The sequence below is a fragment of the Capilliphycus salinus ALCB114379 genome, from assembly GCF_047276495.1.
In the GTDB taxonomy this organism is placed as follows: Bacteria; Cyanobacteriota; Cyanobacteriia; order Cyanobacteriales; family Microcoleaceae; genus Capilliphycus; species Capilliphycus salinus.
This window is the reverse complement of record NZ_CP178543.1, coordinates 6,137,318-6,155,194: the sequence shown is the minus strand read 5'-3', so window position 1 is coordinate 6,155,194 and position 17,877 is coordinate 6,137,318. Positions and strand designations below refer to the sequence as shown.

Here is a 17,877-nt window from a genome sequence, read left to right as displayed (position 1 = left end):
TGTAGGGGTCATTCATTTGTTATACCAATTTCTGGGGGTTTAGTGCAGCAAATAGCCGAAAATAAACTTGAGTCTCCACCGGCAAATGATCCGAACCCGTCGAAGCCAACACCTTTGTCATTTTAGACTCCCCATCTGGAGAATACCAAATATAATCAATCCGAAACAGGGGATAATCAAGAGTTTGAGTCGAATTTTTAATCAGAAAATTGAGCGGCCAACCTTGAGGCCAGGTTAAACCTAAACCCCATCCAGACTCTCGAAAAGCATCCCGTAAAACTTGCCGCAATCGATAATAATCTTGAGTTTGGTCGCTGAGATTAAAGTCACCTGCTACAATTACAGGGTTTGTTTCTTTCTGTAGTCTTTTGACTAAATCGATGATTTCTTCAGAACGTTCGCGATAATCATAAAAGGGGATTTTTAAAAAGGGTAAAATCTGGTGAAAGCGAATCCAAGGTGAAATGGTTTGAATATTATAAAGCGTTATTTCTTGTTCGTTAATCTTGGCAATTGCCCGCTGCTGAAATTCCGAATGTTCGGCTAAGTGAATGGTTTGAGTCTCCCGGAGAGGAAACTTACTTAAAATTGTTGTTCGAGGTGATGAAAATTGGTAAGGATAAGCCTCTATTAACTGAGGAAAAGCTTCTTGTTCATGGATTTCAGTTACTTCTTGCAAGAAAACGAGATCGGGAGTTCGATTTAAAAGCAGTTCAACTAATGTTTCCGGTGATGTTTTGTTCCAACTGTTGTTTAAACATAAAACTTTGATTGGATTGGAGTTGATTGTACTGGGATTGGGAGAGGCATAGTTTTGATGTAACCAACCGATCAGTAATAAACAAGCTAAACTCGATAAAATCGTTAATTTTCGCTGTTTAATTATTACAAAACTCAACGGAGGTAAGATCAGTAAAGGGAATAAAATCCAGGGGATAAAGGTACTCACAAAACCCACCACCCAAAATTCATCCCAAAACAGGAATCTGAGTAGAAAATAAACCAGCAAAAAACCAGCATAAGTGTAAACAAATCCTTGAGTTAATCGCTGAAATATTGGAGAGAATGATGAATAAACCCGAAAAACAGACATAAAAATTATCTCCGCTCAAATAGATTTAGCGTGGCTTTATCAAATTTGATAGCCAAAACCCTAGATGTAGTGTATGATGGTTAATCCCTGTTGAATTCCAATTCCCCTAATGGCTGTGAATCATCTGATCGAGTGGAACGCAAGCTGCGTTGACGAACAACTGACTCAACTCAATGTTACCCCCTTAGAAGGCTACCGTCCATTTGATTATCTCCTCTATTCTGAGACCTTACCCCGACGAAATGATGGTCGAATTAGCGATCGCATTCTCAACCGTTATCAACACCTCTACGATGGCGGTTGGTGGTGTTCCGGGATTGATATTCTCACCGGAAAAGATGACGTCTGGGGCTGTTTTAAACCCGTTCATCCGCGTATTATTGGCGAACATAACAAAATTATTAAATATGAACATCCCCCCCAAACTCCCACCGGAATTTTTGCGTTAAGAGTCTCTAAACCCATCTGGGAACGCATCGCCCAACGTTATCATTTAACTCTTTCTGAAAAAGATATTAAACCCGATCAAAGCGATCTGGGGTTTTGGGAGTGGGTGCTTGTTCATCCTCAAATTCCTTTATGTATTACCGAAGGCGCCAAAAAAGCCGGCGCGTTATTAACTGCGGGATATGTCGCCATCGCCCTTCCGGGTATTCACGGAGGCTATCGCGTACCCAGAAATGATTGGGGAAAACGGAAAGGAATTTCTCGTTTAATTCCCCAGTTAGAAAAATTAGCGACACCCAAGCGAGAAGTTTATATTGTTTTCGATCAAGATAGCAAACCCAACACGATAAAAGCCGTTAATACTGCGATTAAACAAACGGGTTATTTACTCGGTAAACAGGGATGTTTGGTTAAAGTTGTGACTTGGAATTCTCAACTGGGGAAAGGGGTTGATGATTTAATTTTAACCCAATCTCAAGCGGCTTTTGAGCGGGCTTATGAAACCGCTATTTCTTTAGAAAATTGGCGGGCGCTATCGTTTAATCGTCTGACTTATCCGGCTGATATTCAAGTGAATCAGCGGTATTTATCAAATCTAGAAATTCCTGAAACAGCCCAATTAATCGGGATAAAATCTCCGAAAGGAACGGGTAAAACCCAATTGATTCAAGATATCGTTCAACGGGCGAAACAACAGGGAAAATGGGTGTTAGTCATCGGTCATCGCATTCGTTTAGTTGAAGCTTTGTGTCAGCGTTTTGGGTTAAAATATCTACAGGAAACCGAAGCAAATTTCCCCCGAGAACAAAATCCCGGCTACGGTCTTTGTATTGATTCTCTCCATCCCGGTTCCCGTGCGAATTTTAACGCTGAAAATTGGTCGGATGGGGTGGTAATTATTGATGAAATTGAACAAGTTTTATGGCACGGATTAAATTCTGATACCTGTCGCCACCAACGGGTTTCTATTTTGCAATCTCTCAAAACTCTGATGCAAAATGTTATCGGAGGACGGGGTAAAGTTGTGGTTGCGGATGCAGATTTAAGCGATATTTCGATTGATTATCTTCTCTCTTTAGCCGGAGTCGAACAAACGCCTTTTATTATTCACAACGAATGGAAACCCCAAACAAAAGATGCTTGGTCTGTTTATAGTTATAGCGGAAATACGCCGAAACAACTGGTTAAAGATTTAGAAGAACATATTGCTAAAGGCGGTAAACCGTTTGTGTTTTTGTCGGCGCAAAAATTAGCCAGTCAGTGGGGAACTCGCACCCTAGAAACCTATTTAAAAACCCAATTCCCAGACCAAAAAATTATGCGAATTGATTCGGAATCTCTCGCCGATCCGACTCATCCCGCTTACGGGTGTATTTCCGAACTTAATTCTATTCTAAAAAACTACGATATTGTTTTAGCTTCGCCCTGTCTGGAAACCGGAGTCAGTATAGATATCAAACACCATTTTACCTCAGTTTGGGGTATTGCTCAAGGCATTCAAGGCGAAAATTCTGTGCGTCAAGCTTTGGGGCGAATTAGGGAAAATTTACCCCGTTATTTGTGGGTGGCGAGTCACGGGTTTAATCAGGTGGGAAATGGTTCGATTTCTCTGGCGAGTTTACTTAGTTGTAATCATCGTTTAACTCGTTTGAATATTCGTCTACTGCAACAATCGGATTTTGCGGGTTTGGATGATTTGGAAATGGGATTTCAAGCCGAATCTTTACTCTGTTGGGGAAAAATGGCGGTGCGGTTTAATGCGGCGATGAGTCGCTATCGAGAGTCGATTTTAGCCGCTTTAGAAGCCGAAGGTCATCAAATTTTTCAGGTGTCTTTAGAAAAGAGTTCTTCACTCAATAAATCCTCAAATGGCGCTAAAAATACCGAACCTAAAAATTCAGCCCGTCCGAGTTTATCGGAGATGATTTCCGCAGTCCGCGATCAAAACTACCAAGCCGAATGTCAGGCGATTTCTCAAGCCAAAATTATTGGCGATCGCCAATATCACGACCTCCAAAAAAAATTGGTCAAAACCGCAGCAGAACGGCGTTCTCAGCGCAAATATGAGTTAAACTTAAAATATGGAATTCCCGTGACCGGCGATTTGATTGAAAAAGATGATAAAGGATGGTATGATCAACTTAGAATCCATTATTTTCTAACCGTTGGTCGTCCTTATTTAGGTCATCGAGATGCGGCGATCGCTTATCAGTTCATTGAACGGGGTCAGGGGAATATATTTGTTCCCGATTTTAACCGTTCCCAACTGGGGGCGATGATTGGAATTCTGGAATTAGTGGGAATTCCCGCTTTAATTCAACATCCCCAACGAGAGTTAAAAAATACCGACCCGGATTTACAAAACGTAACAGAAATTGCCCTGCGAGATCGGTTAGCGATCAAATCAATTACCGGGATTGGTTTGGCGAAGAATTCGACTCCGATTGTGGTGATTAGACGATTTCTTGATAAAATAGGATATGGGTTAGAATGTTTGCGGTTAGAATCCTATCAGAAAAAGCGAATTCGGGTTTATCGCGTCGTTGAACCCGACGACAATCGCTTAGAAGTGTTTCAAAAATGGCTGGCGTTTGAAGATCAATCTCCGGGACAGTTACCCCTCCAAGCAGAAAAATCCAGAGATGCGATCGCAAAACTTAACCCCGTCGAATCAGAATTTACACAACTCTGTTTGCAATTCTAAGATAATATGAAAATTACAGGAGCAATACAGAGAGTGGTTGAAAAAGTGGGTTTATGGGTAAACTGTTCGTCTGGTATTCAGCAAGTGATCTAGAGGATATTACTCACAGGATTAACCGGATTTTTGAGAGGATAAACCTTTAAAAATAGCCGTAATTTGTAAAGCCTGTGTAAAACTTCAGTAAAACCACTGACAACTTTCAAATAAAATGCAATGATAATAAATAGCAATACCGAAGACCTCCAAGAGAAGGGAGCGGCTCTCGATAAATTGCTGAATGGATTGATTTTTTAGGGCATATAGGTGTTAACCTTGAGAGCTAAAATTTCAGAAATTTTCTGAAAAGATCTTAAACGTTTCTCTCAAGAACATCATTTAAGTTTCCTGTGGTCAATTCTCCTGTGTTCAATGTTTTCTGTGTGTGATTTGTTTAAAGCTTGAGTTTTCTGTGGTCAATTTTAATAAAAGTCTCAGCTTCGGTTGGGGCTATTTTTTTTGTTTGTCATTTAAAGTTTTGTTTTGCCGTATTTGAGGAGTATGAAACGAAGACAGTTCTGCCATGTAGCAATTAGTTTGGCTTGTTTTATGAGGATTTTCGGACAAGATTTTGCCTCTGCTTCAAGTTCTAAATCTTCTCCAATCAAAGTCCATCATAATTGGGTTGTTTTGTATTGGATGCCATAGGATAATGAAGTCATGCGTTTTGGTGAGCCAATTCTTGAAATGCTCACGAGCGGAACACGGGACAGTGAAACTCTGGTTGTCGTTCAATCAGACTATTGGAGTGATACAAAAATGCGTCGCCGTCTGCTTAAAAATGGAACAATACATGAGATAGAATTATTAGAACAAGACAGTAGCGATGTCTCTACTTTTTCAGCTTATTTAGATTGGTCGCATCAAACAATTACGGCAGAACACTGGGCTGTTATTGTTGTTGGTCACGGTGGTAAAATTAATGAAATTAGCCCCGACGATGGCGGTGGGAATTGGCAAACAAGAACTTGGATGGGAGTTGACCAGTTCGCCCAAGCCGTTAGCTCTTTTAATCGGGCTACCGACGGACGGGTGGAATTGCTGTTCTTTCAAAATTGTAATAAAGCTACCCTAGAAGTCGTCTATGAAGCTCGAAATTGCGCCCGATATACCCTCGCCTCTCAGCTTAATCTGGGCGCACCGAATTACTATTACGAAGGTTTCCTCAGTCGCTTAAAAGAACCTTCTGTAGATGGACGTGAAGCCGCTATTTCTATTATGAATTCCGAACGGGCGGATATGTATCATACACTGACTTTGGTCGATAACCAAGCGGTCAGACAAATTCCAGAAAAACTTTCGCCATTGGTTCAGTTGATTCTTAACACCCGTTTACCCACAATTGAACAACCCGAATTTTCAACCTATACTTATTCTAATAAACGACATTGCGATGCGCTCGGTTTACTGGATTACCTTTCTAGTAGGAATAGTCAAGCGAGCGATGAGTTTACTCAATTTACTGAGTTTCTACAGTCATCGGTTATTTCCCATTACAAAACAGGTGGAGAATTTTATGGTCGTCGCTTTCTCAATCGTGCTAACTCCGAAAAATTGCGGGGTTTGGGTTTATATTTTCCAGAAACTTCCGAAGATATTTCTCGTTACAGTTCGTTGGCTTTATATCGAGAAGTCGATTGGGTTAACTTGTACCGAAAACTGTTTAATATTTAATAGATTGGCGTTGCTAACCGAGGGGGATCTTGAGAGTTTCCAATGGTTTTGATGAGAAACTCTCAGAAGTTGAGTTCATTAATAGTTTAGCTTGTACCTAGCCAAAAGGATAGGTTTTCTCCCCGCACAAACATCAGTTAAAGACTCAACTTTATGATGGGGACTGGGCAGTCGTCAAGGCGTGCTTAGAGCGAAAAATTCCAGCTTATGGGGCGAGTTGGGATTCCTAATTCCAACTCAAAATAATCCTTTCTCTTTCAATCAAACAGTCTTCAACATTTTTTTAGAGCGTTAATTCATCGAACGTGATAAAATCGTTAACGAATCGAGAACCCAGTCGTGAGGTCAGAAGTCGGAAGTCGTGAGGTCAGAAGTCGTGATGTCAGTCGTCATGTAGGGGCGGGGGTTATGAAGTCAGAGGTCGGAAGTCGGGATGTCAGAAGTTTTTTTAGAGTGTTAATTCAGTGAATAATGAGCGATTCATCTAAGTCTAATTTTAGCTACCAGGTGGGTGGGAGTCTACCCCCAGACGCCCCAACCTATGTAAAAAGACAAGCCGATGAACGCTTTTATGAGAGACTCAAAGCGGGTGATTTTTGCTACGTTTTTAACTGTCGTCAGATGGGGAAATCTAGCTTAAGAGTGCGGACAATGCAGCGACTCCAAAGCGAAGATGTTGCTTGTGTGTCGATCGATATTACCGGAATAGGAACGTTAGATATTACGCCGGAACAGTGGTATTTGAGCGTGATAGATGCGATAATAGATAGTTTAGACCTCTACGAAATCTTTGATTTAGAGGAATGGTGGGAAAGTCTCAATTCTCTGTCTATTATCCGCAGATTTAGTAAATTTTTTAGCGATCAACTTTTAGAACGGGTTTCTCAAAATATTGTTATTTTTATTGACGAAATTGATAGTATTCTCAGCTTACCGTTTAATATTGATGACTTTTTTGCCGTTATTCGAGACTGCTACAACAAACGCGCCGACGAACCGATTTATAAACGTCTAACCTTTGCGTTATTGGGGGTAACAACACCCGCCGATTTAATACAAGACCAACGACGAACCCCTTTTAATATTGGTCACGCGATCGAACTCGACGGCTTTCAACTTCACGAAGCCGAACCGCTCAAAAATGGGTTTATTTCATTAACTGAAAATCCCCAAGCGGTGTTAGAAGCGGTGTTATATTGGACGAACGGACAGCCCTTTTTAACCCAGAAAGTTTGTAAATTGATTCGGGAATCTTCAACCGAAATAACGCCGGGAAATGAGGCGGACTGGGTGGCGGAATTGGTGCGGGAAAAAATTATTAATCAGTGGGAATATCAGGATAATCCCGAACATTTGAGGACGCTGCGCGATCGCCTGTTGAAAGCGGAAGAAAAACGCACCGGACGTTTATTAGGACTCTATCAACAAATCCTGCAAAACAAAGAAATTCCCGCCGATAATAGCCCGGAACAAATGATATTGAGACTGACGGGGTTGGTGGTGCAAAGCGGGGGGAAATTGCGGGTTTATAACTCGGTTTATCGGGCGGTTTTTAACTCAAATTGGGTAGAAGAACAACTGGCAAAATTGCGACCCTACGCCTCAGCCATTAACGCTTGGGAAAAATCCGGTCGAACCGATGAGTCCCGGTTGTTGAAAGGGGAAGCGTTAACCGAGGCGAAAACCTGGGCAACGGGAAAAAGTTTGAGCGACCAAGATTATCAGTATTTGGCGGCCAGCGAACAACTGGATAAACGTGAAATTCAGGCGACATTGGCCGCAGAAAAACAAGCCAATGAGATTTTAAAACAAGCTAATGATGTTTTAACGAAAGCCAAAAAACGTGCCACTATTATTTCGGTTTTGATTTCGATAGGAATATTGGGTTTATCTTCGGCGATCGCGGGTCTTTATTTAAAACAAGCCCATGAAAATTTAAAACAAGCACATAACGATCTCAACTTAGCAGAAGCTCGTCTCACCAGTGCGATCGCAAAGGAATTACTCTCCTCTAAGCAAGGACTTAAATCAATTGTAGAAGCACTGAAAGCAAGCCAAGAGTTGAAAAAAGTACCGACTTCTCTCTGGTCAAAAGAGAATACAGAGGAGGCGGTGATGAATGTCTTTCACGAAGTTCTCGACCGATCCCAAGAGCAGAATAGCATTAACGGGCATGAGGATTGGGTCTGGGGTGTGGCATTCAGCCCGAATGGGGATATGATTGCCTCTGCGAGTGATGACAAGACGGTGAAACTGTGGAAGCCCGATGGCACTTTGGTGAAGACTTTCGTGGGGCATGAGGATTGGGTCTGGGGTGTGGCATTCAGCCCGAATGGGGAAATGATTGCCTCCGCGAGTGTTGACAAGACGGTGAAACTGTGGAAGCCCGATGGCACTTTGGTGAAGACTTTCGTGGGGCATGAGAGTGGGGTCTTCGGTGTGGCATTCAGCCCGAATGGGGATATGATTGCCTCCGCGAGTTTTGACAAGACGGTGAAACTGTGGAAGCCCGATGGCACATTGGTGAAGACTTTGGAGGGGCATGAGAATGAGGTCTTCGGTGTGGCATTCAGCCCGAATGGGGAAATGATTGCCTCCGCGAGTGATGACAAGACGGTGAAACTGTGGAAGCCCGATGGCACTTTGGTGAAGACTTTGGAGGGGCATGAGGATAGGGTCAACGCTGTGGCATTCAGCAGAGACGGGGAAATGATTGCCTCCGCGAGTGATGACAAGACGGTGAAACTGTGGAAGCCCGATGGCACTTTGGTGAAGACTTTGCCGGGGCATCGGTATGATGTCAATGGTGTGGCATTCAGCAGAGACGGGGATATGATTGCCTCCGCGAGTTTTGACAACACCGTGAAACTGTGGAAGCCCGATGGCACTTTGGTGAAGACTTTGCAGGGGCATGAGGATAGGGTCAACGCTGTGGCATTCAGCAGAGACGGGGAAATGATTGCCTCCGCGAGTTTTGACAAGACGGTGAAACTGTGGAAGCCCGATGGCACATTGGTGAAGACTTTGGAGGGGCATGAGAATGAGGTCTTCGGTGTGGCATTCAGCAGAGACGGGGAAATGATTGCCTCCGCGAGTGTTGACAAGACGGTGAAACTGTGGAAGCCCGAGGGCATCTTGGTGAAGACTTTGGAGGGGCATGAGAATGAGGTCTTCGGTGTGGCATTCAGCAGAGACGGGGAAATGATTGCCTCCGCGAGTTTTGACAACACGGTGAAACTGTGGAAGCCCGAGGGCATCTTGGTGAAGACTTTGGAGGGGCATGAGAATGAGGTCTTCGGTGTGGCATTCAGCAGAGACGGGGAAATGATTGCCTCCGCGAGTTTTGACAACACCGTGAAACTGTGGAAGCCCGAGGGCATCTTGGTGAAGACTTTGCAGGGGCATGAGGATAGGGTCAACGCTGTGGCATTCAGCAGAGACGGGGAAATGATTGCCTCCGCGAGTTTTGACAACACCGTGAAACTGTGGAAGCCCGATGGCACATTGGTGAAGACTTTGGAGGGGCATGAGAATACTGTCTACGCTGTGGCATTCAGCCCGAATGGGGATATGATTGCCTCCGCGAGTTTTGACAACACCGTGAAACTGTGGAAGCCCGAGGGCATCTTGGTGAAGACTTTGCAGGGGCATGAGGATAGGGTCAACGCTGTGGCATTCAGCAGAGACGGGGAAATGATTGCCTCCGCGAGTTTTGACAAGACGGTGAAACTGTGGAAGCCCGATGGCACATTGGTGAAGACTTTGGAGGGGCATGAGAGTTCTGTCAACGCTGTGGCATTCAGCCCGAATGGGGAATTGATTGCCTCCGCGAGTAGTGACAAGACGGTGAAACTGTGGAACGTTCATCTGGATGACCTGATCGCAGAAGGTTGTACAGTGGTGAGTGACTACCTGAAAAATAACCCCAATGTCACCGAAGAAGACCGACGTCTTTGTGGGGTAGAAGCTTCGGCAACGGCTTGGTTTTTGCAGGGCGAACAGTCAGCAGAAGACGATGATATTAAAGATGTGGTTGATCGGTTTAAACAGGCCGTTAAACTTGACCCTAACTTTAGTTTAAGTTCGGCAAAAATTTTAGTCGAAAGAGGAGAGTCGTTGGCATGGAATGATAAAGTTGATGAAGCAATTTTAGCGTTTCAAACGGCGTTAGAATTTGACCCCAGTTTAACGTTTAACCCGGAGAATAAAGCCAATGCGATCGCTTCGATTTCGGAAGGAAGGGATTTAGCAGAAAAGGGTAAAATAGATGAGGCATTAGCTCAGTTTGAAAAGGCTCAAAAATTAGATGCTAATGAAATTTCTGCTAGTTCTTGGAATACACTCTGTTGGAATGGTAGCCTGAATAAACAAGCTGAGAAGGTGATGTTTGCCTGTGAAAATGCCGTTAAACTCACGCCTAAAGATGAACGTTTTATCAATAGTCGGGGTGTTGCCAGGGCGTTAACGGGTGATTTTGAGGGGGCGATTAAGGATTTTGAAAAGTTCGTTGAATGGACGAATGATGAGGAGGATAAAGCACAACGAAAAGGTTGGATAGAGTCTCTGAAAAAGGGTAAAAATCCGTTTACCGATGAGGTGTTGGAAGGGTTGCGTTAGGGTTGATCCCCCCCTTCCCCCCTTAATAAGGGGGGTGGCGTTCGCGGGGGGATCTCAATGAATTGACGAATGATGAGGAGGATAAAGCACGGCGAAAAGGTTGGATAGAGTCTCTGAAAAAAGGTGAAAATCCGTTTACCGATGAGGTGTTGAGGGGGTTGCGTTAGGGTTGATCCCCCCCTTCCCCCCTTAATAAGGGGGGTGGCGTTCGCGGGGGGATCTCAATGAATTGACGAATGATGAGGAGAATAAAGCACAACGAAAAGGTTGGATAGAGTCTCTGAAAAAGGGTGAAAATCCGTTTACCGATGAGGTGTTGGAAGGGTTGCGTTAGGGTTGATCCCCCCCTTCCCCCCTTAATAAGGGGGGTGGCGTTCGCGGGGGGATCTCAATGAATTGACGAATAATGAGGAGAATAAAGCACAGCGAAAAGGTTGGATAGAGTCTCTGAAAAAGGGTGAAAATCCGTTGACCGATGAGGTGTTGAGGGGGTTGCGTTGACCTTTTTCCCAATCCCGATCAATTAATAAATAGTCCCTGACGGGACACCTTTTCCCACTAACCTTTAAATGATATTTGTTGACCTCACTTCAATTGTTTGGTGGGTGTTACTAAAAAACCCGGTTTCTCGAATAAACCGGGTTTTTGACTTGTGGATCAATTTTTGGCTGTCACCCACCCAAATGTTGAGGTTAAATCATTTTGCTTTCGACTTCAGCAACCCGTTTTTTCACCTTAACAATACTGTCAGGATTCAACGAAATCGAATCAATTCCCGCTTCAACTAAAAAATCGGCAAAATCGGGGTGATCGCTTGGCGCCTGACCGCAAATACCGACTTTTCGATTGGCTGCTTGGGCGGTTTTAATTAACCGTTGAATCATCCGTTTAACCGCCAAATCCCGTTCATCAAATAAATCCGCCAAATCGCCAGAATCCCGATCAACTCCCAACACCAACTGCGTCAAATCATTACTTCCAATGGAAAACCCATCAAACCGTTTAGCAAACTCATCGGCTAATTCAACATTAGAAGGAAGTTCACACATCACATAAACCTGTAACCCCTTTTCTCCCCGTTTTAACCCATTACTTTCTAACACTTCCAACACCCGATCCGCCTCTTTTAACGTGCGACAAAAGGGAATCATAATAATCACATTATCCATCCCGATCACTTCTCGCACGTACTTGATCGCCTTGCATTCTAACGCAAACCCTTCCCGATAGCGATCGCTATAATACCGAGAAGCGCCCCGAAAACCCAACATCGGATTTGCTTCTACCTTTTCAAATTGTTGACCGCCAATTAAGTCCGCATATTCGTTAGTTTTAAAATCGCTCATCCGCACAATTACAGGTTTGGGATGTTGAGAAGCGGCAATTTTTGCAATTCCACGCGATAATAAATCGACAAAATAATCGGTTTTATCTTCGTAGCCGTGCGTCATCTGTGAGATTTCGTGGCGAATGGAATAATTGCTAATTTTATCAAAATGAATCAACGCCATCGGGTGAATTTTAATGATATTATTAATCAAAAACTCCATCCGGGCTAACCCAATTCCATCGGCGGGTAATTGCCACCAGCGAAACGCCGCAGAAGGGCTACCAATATTCATCATAATCTTAGTTTTTGTCGGCGGAACATCCAACAAACTTACTTCTTTTGACTCGAATTCTAACAGCCCTTTATAAATATATCCTTCCTCACCTTCGGCACAAGAAACGGTCACTTCTTGTCCGGCTTCTAACAGTTCCGTTGCTTTTCCGGTGCCAACAATTGCCGGAATTCCTAATTCCCGACTGATAATAGCGGCGTGACAAGTTCTTCCGCCGTGATCGGTAACAATTCCCGCCGCTTTTTTCATAATCGGAACCCAATCGGGATCGGTCATTTCTGTTACCAAAATTGTTCCCTCGACAAACTTTTCAATATCAGTAACATTACGAATTAAACAAACCTTTCCGCTGGCTATAGCATCCCCAACACTCAACCCCACCAATAAGCGATCGCTTTGTTGAGTCAAAGAATAAGTTTTTAAAGTACCCGCCTGTTTTTGAGATTGTACCGTTTCGGGGCGGGCTTGAACCACGTATAATTCGCCGGTATCGCCATCTTTTGCCCATTCAATATCCATCGGACATTTATAGTGATCTTCAATCACCGTCGCCCATTTTGCAAGCTGTAAAACCTCATCATCATCCAACACAAACGACTGTAATTCATAAAGAGAAGTCGGCACGTTGCGCGTGGTTTTAGTCGTGCCGATCGCATAGATCATTTTTTCCTGTTTATTGCCCAAACTTTTCTCAATAATCGGTTTAAAATTCGGTTCTTTCAACAGCGGTTTAAATACCCGATATTGATCGGGAGTTACCGAACCTTGAACCACCAATTCACCCAAACCCCAAGCGGAAGTAATTAAAATATCATTGGGAAAACCCGTTTCCGGGTCAATTGAAAACATCACCCCAGAACCCGCCTTATCCGATCGCACCATTTTTTGGATGACAATAGATAGGGCAACATCCATATGATTGTAGCCTTTTGTTTCCCGATAACTAATCGCCCGATCCGTAAATAAAGACGCATAACATTTGCGGCAAGCTTCCAAAACTTCCTCAGTTCCGGTAATATTAAGATAGGTTTCTTGCTGTCCGGCAAAACTGGCATCGGGTAAATCTTCGGCGGTGGCACTGCTGCGAACCGCCACGTCAACTTCTTCGACGTTATAGCGGTCGGAAAGTTGGCGATAACCTTCGCGAATTGCCTCGGCAATTTCATCGGGAAACCGGGATCGAACTAACAAACGGCGAATGGTTTTTCCCGCTTTTTCTAAGGGAATTTCTCCCTTTTGAAACTGTTCTATTTGATACAGAATTTTAGATTGAAGATTGTTAGCCTCTACAAATTGCCAGTAAGTTTGAGCGGTAATCGCAAACCCATCGGGGACTCGAATCCCTTTAGATTTGAGTGACTTGACCATCTCTCCCAAAGAAGCATTTTTCCCGCCCACAATGGGAACATCATTAACGCCAATGGTTTCAAACCAACGAATATAGGAGTTTTCCGGAGTGGTTGTCATTTTTTTATCCTGGGTTTTAACTATTTTGTTTAATTATGACAAATCTCATTCAAGAGTCGTCTGAAAAAATTTTTGCTTTTTCCAAAAATAGCCGGTACCGACCCATTTTAGAACCGATGCCGATAAAAAGCCAAAAAAATATCATACTCACCCTCAAATTTTACCGTTTTAATTGTTAAAATTATGATCGGAGATTTTATGAGATTCCGGCTGAAAATACAAATCCAATAAATCAGCCCCGTCCTCGTCCATCTCAATCAACTTTTGTTTGATCGCATGAAGCGCCAATTGAGACGGTTGAGTATGACCCCGCTCCCAACGGTTAACGGTTTGAAAAGAAACCCCCAGTTTTGCCGCCAATTTTTCTTGAGAAAGACCCAAACGTTGGCGCAACGTTAAAATCAGAAAAGGAATATTTTCTTTCATATTTGCACAGATCATTTCCATAACAAATCCCACCTCAAAAACGAAAAATCAACAAATGGTATAACACCATCTATTCGTATTATTAATCTTGACTCCGGTTGTGACTTCCTCTAAATGGATGAATTTCAAAGCGATCGCCCGTCCGTCCTCCAAAATTGGCCAAACCCGTCAACGTTCGCCCCGAAACTGTATTTCAAGGCACAATAGAGAAAGTGACAACCAAGAAAACCTATGACCACAGCAACAGCCCAACAGACAGAAACCCAACTTCCGCCTTTAATTTCCCGCGATATACTCTTTGGGAACCCCGAACGCACCAGCCCGTCTTTATCGCCCGATGGCAAATATCTCGCCTACATCGCCCCGGACGAAAAAAACGTGCTTCAGGTGTGGTTGCAAACCGTCGGCCAAGAAGACGCGCGCCAACTCACCGCAGACAAAAAACGGGGGATTCGCGCCTTTTTCTGGACCTATAGCCCCGATAAACTGATCTACGCGCAAGACTCAGACGGGGACGAAAACTGGCACCTCTATCTAGTAGACATTCAATCTAATATCGTCCGCGACTTAACGCCATTTCAAGGCGTGCTGGCGCAAGTCGTCGATCTCGATCATAACTTCCCCGAAGAAATCTTAGTGGGGATGAACCTGAAAAACCCCCAAGTCTTCGACGTTTATCGGGTTAACCTCAACACCGGCGCCGTCGAATTTTACACCGAAAACCCCGGAAATATAGTCAGTTGGACCGCAGACAGCCAGTTACAAATTCGCGCCGCCACCGCAACAACCCCCGACGGCGGTTATGATTTGTTGTATCGGGAAACCCCCGATCGCGCTTGGGAAACCCTGCGCCACTGGGGACCGGACGAAGAAGGCGGGGCCTATTTCTTTTCCAACGACGGCAACACCCTGTATATTGTCGGAAATCACGACGCCAACGCCGAACGTTTAATTGCATTTGACCTAGCAACACGCACCGAAACCGCGATCGCCGAAGATCCCGAGTATGATGTCGGCGGAGTCCTCGCCCACCCGACTACACTCAAACTGCAAGCGGTTTCTTTTTATAAAGATAAGCAAGAGTGGCGCATTCTCGACCCCGACATTGAAGCCGACATCGAAGCCATTAAAGCCATTCGTCCCGGCGAGTTTGGCATTCGCCGCATTTTAAGCGATGAGAAATGGTTGGTGAGTTTTGTCGATGATGACGGTCCGGTTTCTTATTACGTTTACGATCGCGCTTCAAAAAGTCATACGTTTCTATTTACCAACAAACCCCAGTTAGAAGGCTTGCAACTCGCCCCGATGGAACCGATGTCTTTCGCGGCGCGAGATGGGTTAACCATTCACGGCTACCTCACCAAACCCGTTGGGGTTTCTACACCGGTTCCCGCCGTGATGTTAGTGCATGGCGGACCCTGGGCGCGAGATGTTTGGGGCTACGACTCCGAGGCGCAGTGGTTGGCCAACCGGGGTTATGCGGTGTTGCAGCTAAATTTCCGGGGGTCTACCGGCTACGGGAAAGCCTTTGTGAATGCGGCCAACCGGGAATGGGCGGGGAAAATGCACGATGATTTAATTGATGGCGTCAATTGGTTGATCGAAAATAATATCGCCCAACGGGATAAAATAGCGATTATGGGCGGATCTTATGGCGGTTATGCCACGCTGGTGGGGTTGACGTTTACCCCCGATGTGTTTGCTTGTGGGGTGGATATTGTTGGCCCGAGTAATTTGATTACCCTGATGCAGAGTATTCCGCCTTATTGGGAACCCATTCGTGCTAATTTTTATCATCGGGTGGGTAATCTGGAGACAGAGGAGGAGTTTTTGAAGTCGCGATCGCCTTTATTTTTTGTCGATCGAATTGAAAAACCTCTGTTGATCGGACAAGGGGCGAACGATCCTCGGGTGAAACAACCCGAAAGCGAACAAATTGTTGAAGCGATGAAACAAGCCGGAAAGCCTGTAGAATACGTTTTGTATACCGATGAAGGGCATGGGTTCGCCCGCCCCGGAAAATCGGTTACATTTCTATGCGATCGCCGAAGAATTTCTCGCCAAGTATTTGGGCGGTCGGTTTGAACCGATTAATGAAATTTCCGGTCATTCCGGTATCGTTCAATCTTTTACTTAATTTAAGGGCAAAGAGGGCGGGTTTATGAAGTCGTGAGATCATCTTCAAAAGTTCAAGAGTCGGGTTGGTAGGGGCGGGTTCTGTAATGATGTTTGTTACTCACAAATAACTGATATAAACCCTCCCCCTCCTCAGAATAAATTGTGAGGTTACTGATAACTGAAAACTGAAAAAACGGGTGAGGCGGTGACTGAAAAGGGGCGGGAAATGCACGGTTATTTGTAGGAAACATAGATTTCCGCAGAACCCGCTCCTACAAAACTTCTCTGTAGACGCGCCCCCGCGCGTCTTGTCCAATTTAAACTCAAAAAAACGGTTCAAAATAACAACTATGGTCAGCTTTTTTAAGGGTCTTTTTTCCGGGAAAAAACCAGGGATTGGGATTGAGTTGGCATCGGAACGAATTCATATCGTTGAACTGCGAAAAAAAGGGAATGATTTAAAATTAGTGAATATTGCCTCAACTCCCGTGCCGGAAGATGTGGTTCAAGACGGGCAGATTATTGATACGCCGACAATGGCGGAGTTAATTCAGTCTACGTTAGCCGATAAAAATATTAAAACAAAACGGGTCGCAACCGCCATCCCCGGACGGGAAGCCGTCACCCGTTTAATTTCAGTTCCGGCCGAACTCAACGAAGAAGAACTCAAAGATTATATGAATGCCGAAGCCGGACTTTATTTGCCTTTTTCTCGGGAAGAAGCCGACGTTGACTATCAGAAATTGGGGATGTTTGTTGATGAAGACGGCATCGAAAAAATGCAGGTGTTGTTAGTGGCAACCCGCAAAGAAGTTACCAATACTTATTTAGAAACGTTTGAACAAGCCGAACTGAAAATAGATGTTATAGAAGTGAGTAGTTTTGCGCTGATTCGCACTTTAAAAAATCAACTTCAACAGTTTTCGTCATCGGAAGCTGCGATCATAGCCGACCTCGAATTTGACAGTACAGAACTGGCGATCGTTGTCGATGGGGTTCCCCAATTTAATCGCACCATTCCGATCGGGTTATTTCAAGTACAAACCGCCCTCAACAATGCGATGAATTTGCCCCCGTCGAGAGACGTCAGCGAACTGCAAGCCATGACCCTGCCCGTGACTGATACAATGGGAGCATTGAGCGATCCCAATCCGGGGACGAATGCAATTATTAAAATTCTCTCCGAACTCGCCGATGAACTGCGCCGTTCCATTGATTTTTATATTAATCAAAGCGACGGTTTAGAGATCGCACAACTGTTACTCACAGGCCCGGGGGCAGCAATTGGACAACTCGATGACTTTTTCATGCAACGGTTAGCCATGCCCGCCCTGCAAGTCGATCCGGTGGAAATGCTCTCATTACAAATCGATCAGGAGATTCCGCCCGAACAACGTGCTAGCTTAGGAGTAGCTTTGGGGTTGGGAATGCGAGTCAGTTAATCTCAGGTGGGGGAGTCGTGGGAGATTTCGCTATCATGGACAAGCGACCAATTGTTCGGGCTAGAGAAATTCGGACTCAAAATAGACAGTCGGCAGACCGATTAGCTCAAGCTGAAAATTGCTTGCCGTTGTTACCATAGAGCTAAGGTAATCTTTGAAAAACCCCTCTAGAATATACATTTATAATGATGCCCTCAAGCCCTAAACAAATCCTCACAGAGGTTTGATGAA

At 44.4% G+C, this 17,877-nt stretch carries 8 protein-coding genes; 5 read left to right on the top strand and 3 right to left on the bottom strand.

Features of this window, described 5'->3' with window-relative positions:
* Positions 1–19: 19 nt before the first annotated feature.
* On the bottom strand, positions 20–1,093 hold the full coding sequence (locus tag ACL6C3_RS24805; RefSeq protein WP_413162109.1) for an endonuclease/exonuclease/phosphatase family protein: 1,074 nt from the start codon (positions 1,091–1,093) through the stop codon (positions 20–22).
* 109 nt (positions 1,094–1,202) lie between these two features.
* On the opposite strand from ACL6C3_RS24805, the gene ACL6C3_RS24800 reads away from it, so the two are divergent.
* The 3 genes from ACL6C3_RS24800 to ACL6C3_RS24790 all read left to right on the top strand — a co-directional run bounded on the left by ACL6C3_RS24800 (position 1,203) and on the right by ACL6C3_RS24790 (position 10,571).
* Positions 1,203–4,244 carry a plasmid replication protein, CyRepA1 family gene (locus tag ACL6C3_RS24800; protein ID WP_413162106.1) on the top strand — a complete coding sequence of 1,014 codons (3,042 nt, stop codon included), beginning with the start codon at positions 1,203–1,205 and terminating at the stop codon, positions 4,242–4,244.
* A 696-nt stretch (positions 4,245–4,940) separates the two neighbouring features.
* Positions 4,941–5,954, top strand: coding sequence for a clostripain-related cysteine peptidase (locus tag ACL6C3_RS24795; RefSeq protein ID WP_413162105.1), 1,014 nt, complete (start codon positions 4,941–4,943; stop codon positions 5,952–5,954).
* A gap of 471 nt (positions 5,955–6,425) precedes the next feature.
* Positions 6,426–10,571, top strand: coding sequence for an AAA-like domain-containing protein (locus ACL6C3_RS24790; RefSeq protein WP_413162102.1), 4,146 nt, complete (start codon positions 6,426–6,428; stop codon positions 10,569–10,571).
* Positions 10,572–11,263: 692 nt separating this feature from the next.
* On the opposite strand, the gene ppsA is transcribed toward ACL6C3_RS24790, so the two are convergent.
* Positions 11,264–13,660, bottom strand: a complete 2,397-nt coding sequence (ppsA, locus tag ACL6C3_RS24785) for a phosphoenolpyruvate synthase (protein WP_413162099.1) — start codon at positions 13,658–13,660, stop codon at positions 11,264–11,266.
* A 168-nt stretch (positions 13,661–13,828) separates the two neighbouring features.
* Positions 13,829–14,107 (bottom strand): helix-turn-helix domain-containing protein, encoded by a 279-nt coding sequence (locus ACL6C3_RS24780; RefSeq protein WP_413162098.1) that lies wholly within the window; start codon positions 14,105–14,107, stop codon positions 13,829–13,831.
* 210 nt (positions 14,108–14,317) lie between these two features.
* Here ACL6C3_RS24780 and ACL6C3_RS24775 point away from each other — a divergent pair, with 210 nt between their 5' ends.
* A complete protein-coding gene (locus tag ACL6C3_RS24775) occupies positions 14,318–16,171 on the top strand; it encodes a S9 family peptidase (RefSeq protein WP_413162096.1) in 1,854 nt (617 codons plus the stop codon).
* 383 nt (positions 16,172–16,554) lie between these two features.
* On the top strand, positions 16,555–17,646 hold the full coding sequence (gene pilM, locus ACL6C3_RS24770; protein WP_413162094.1) for a type IV pilus biogenesis protein PilM: 1,092 nt from the start codon (positions 16,555–16,557) through the stop codon (positions 17,644–17,646).
* The last annotated feature ends 231 nt before the right edge of the window (positions 17,647–17,877 follow it).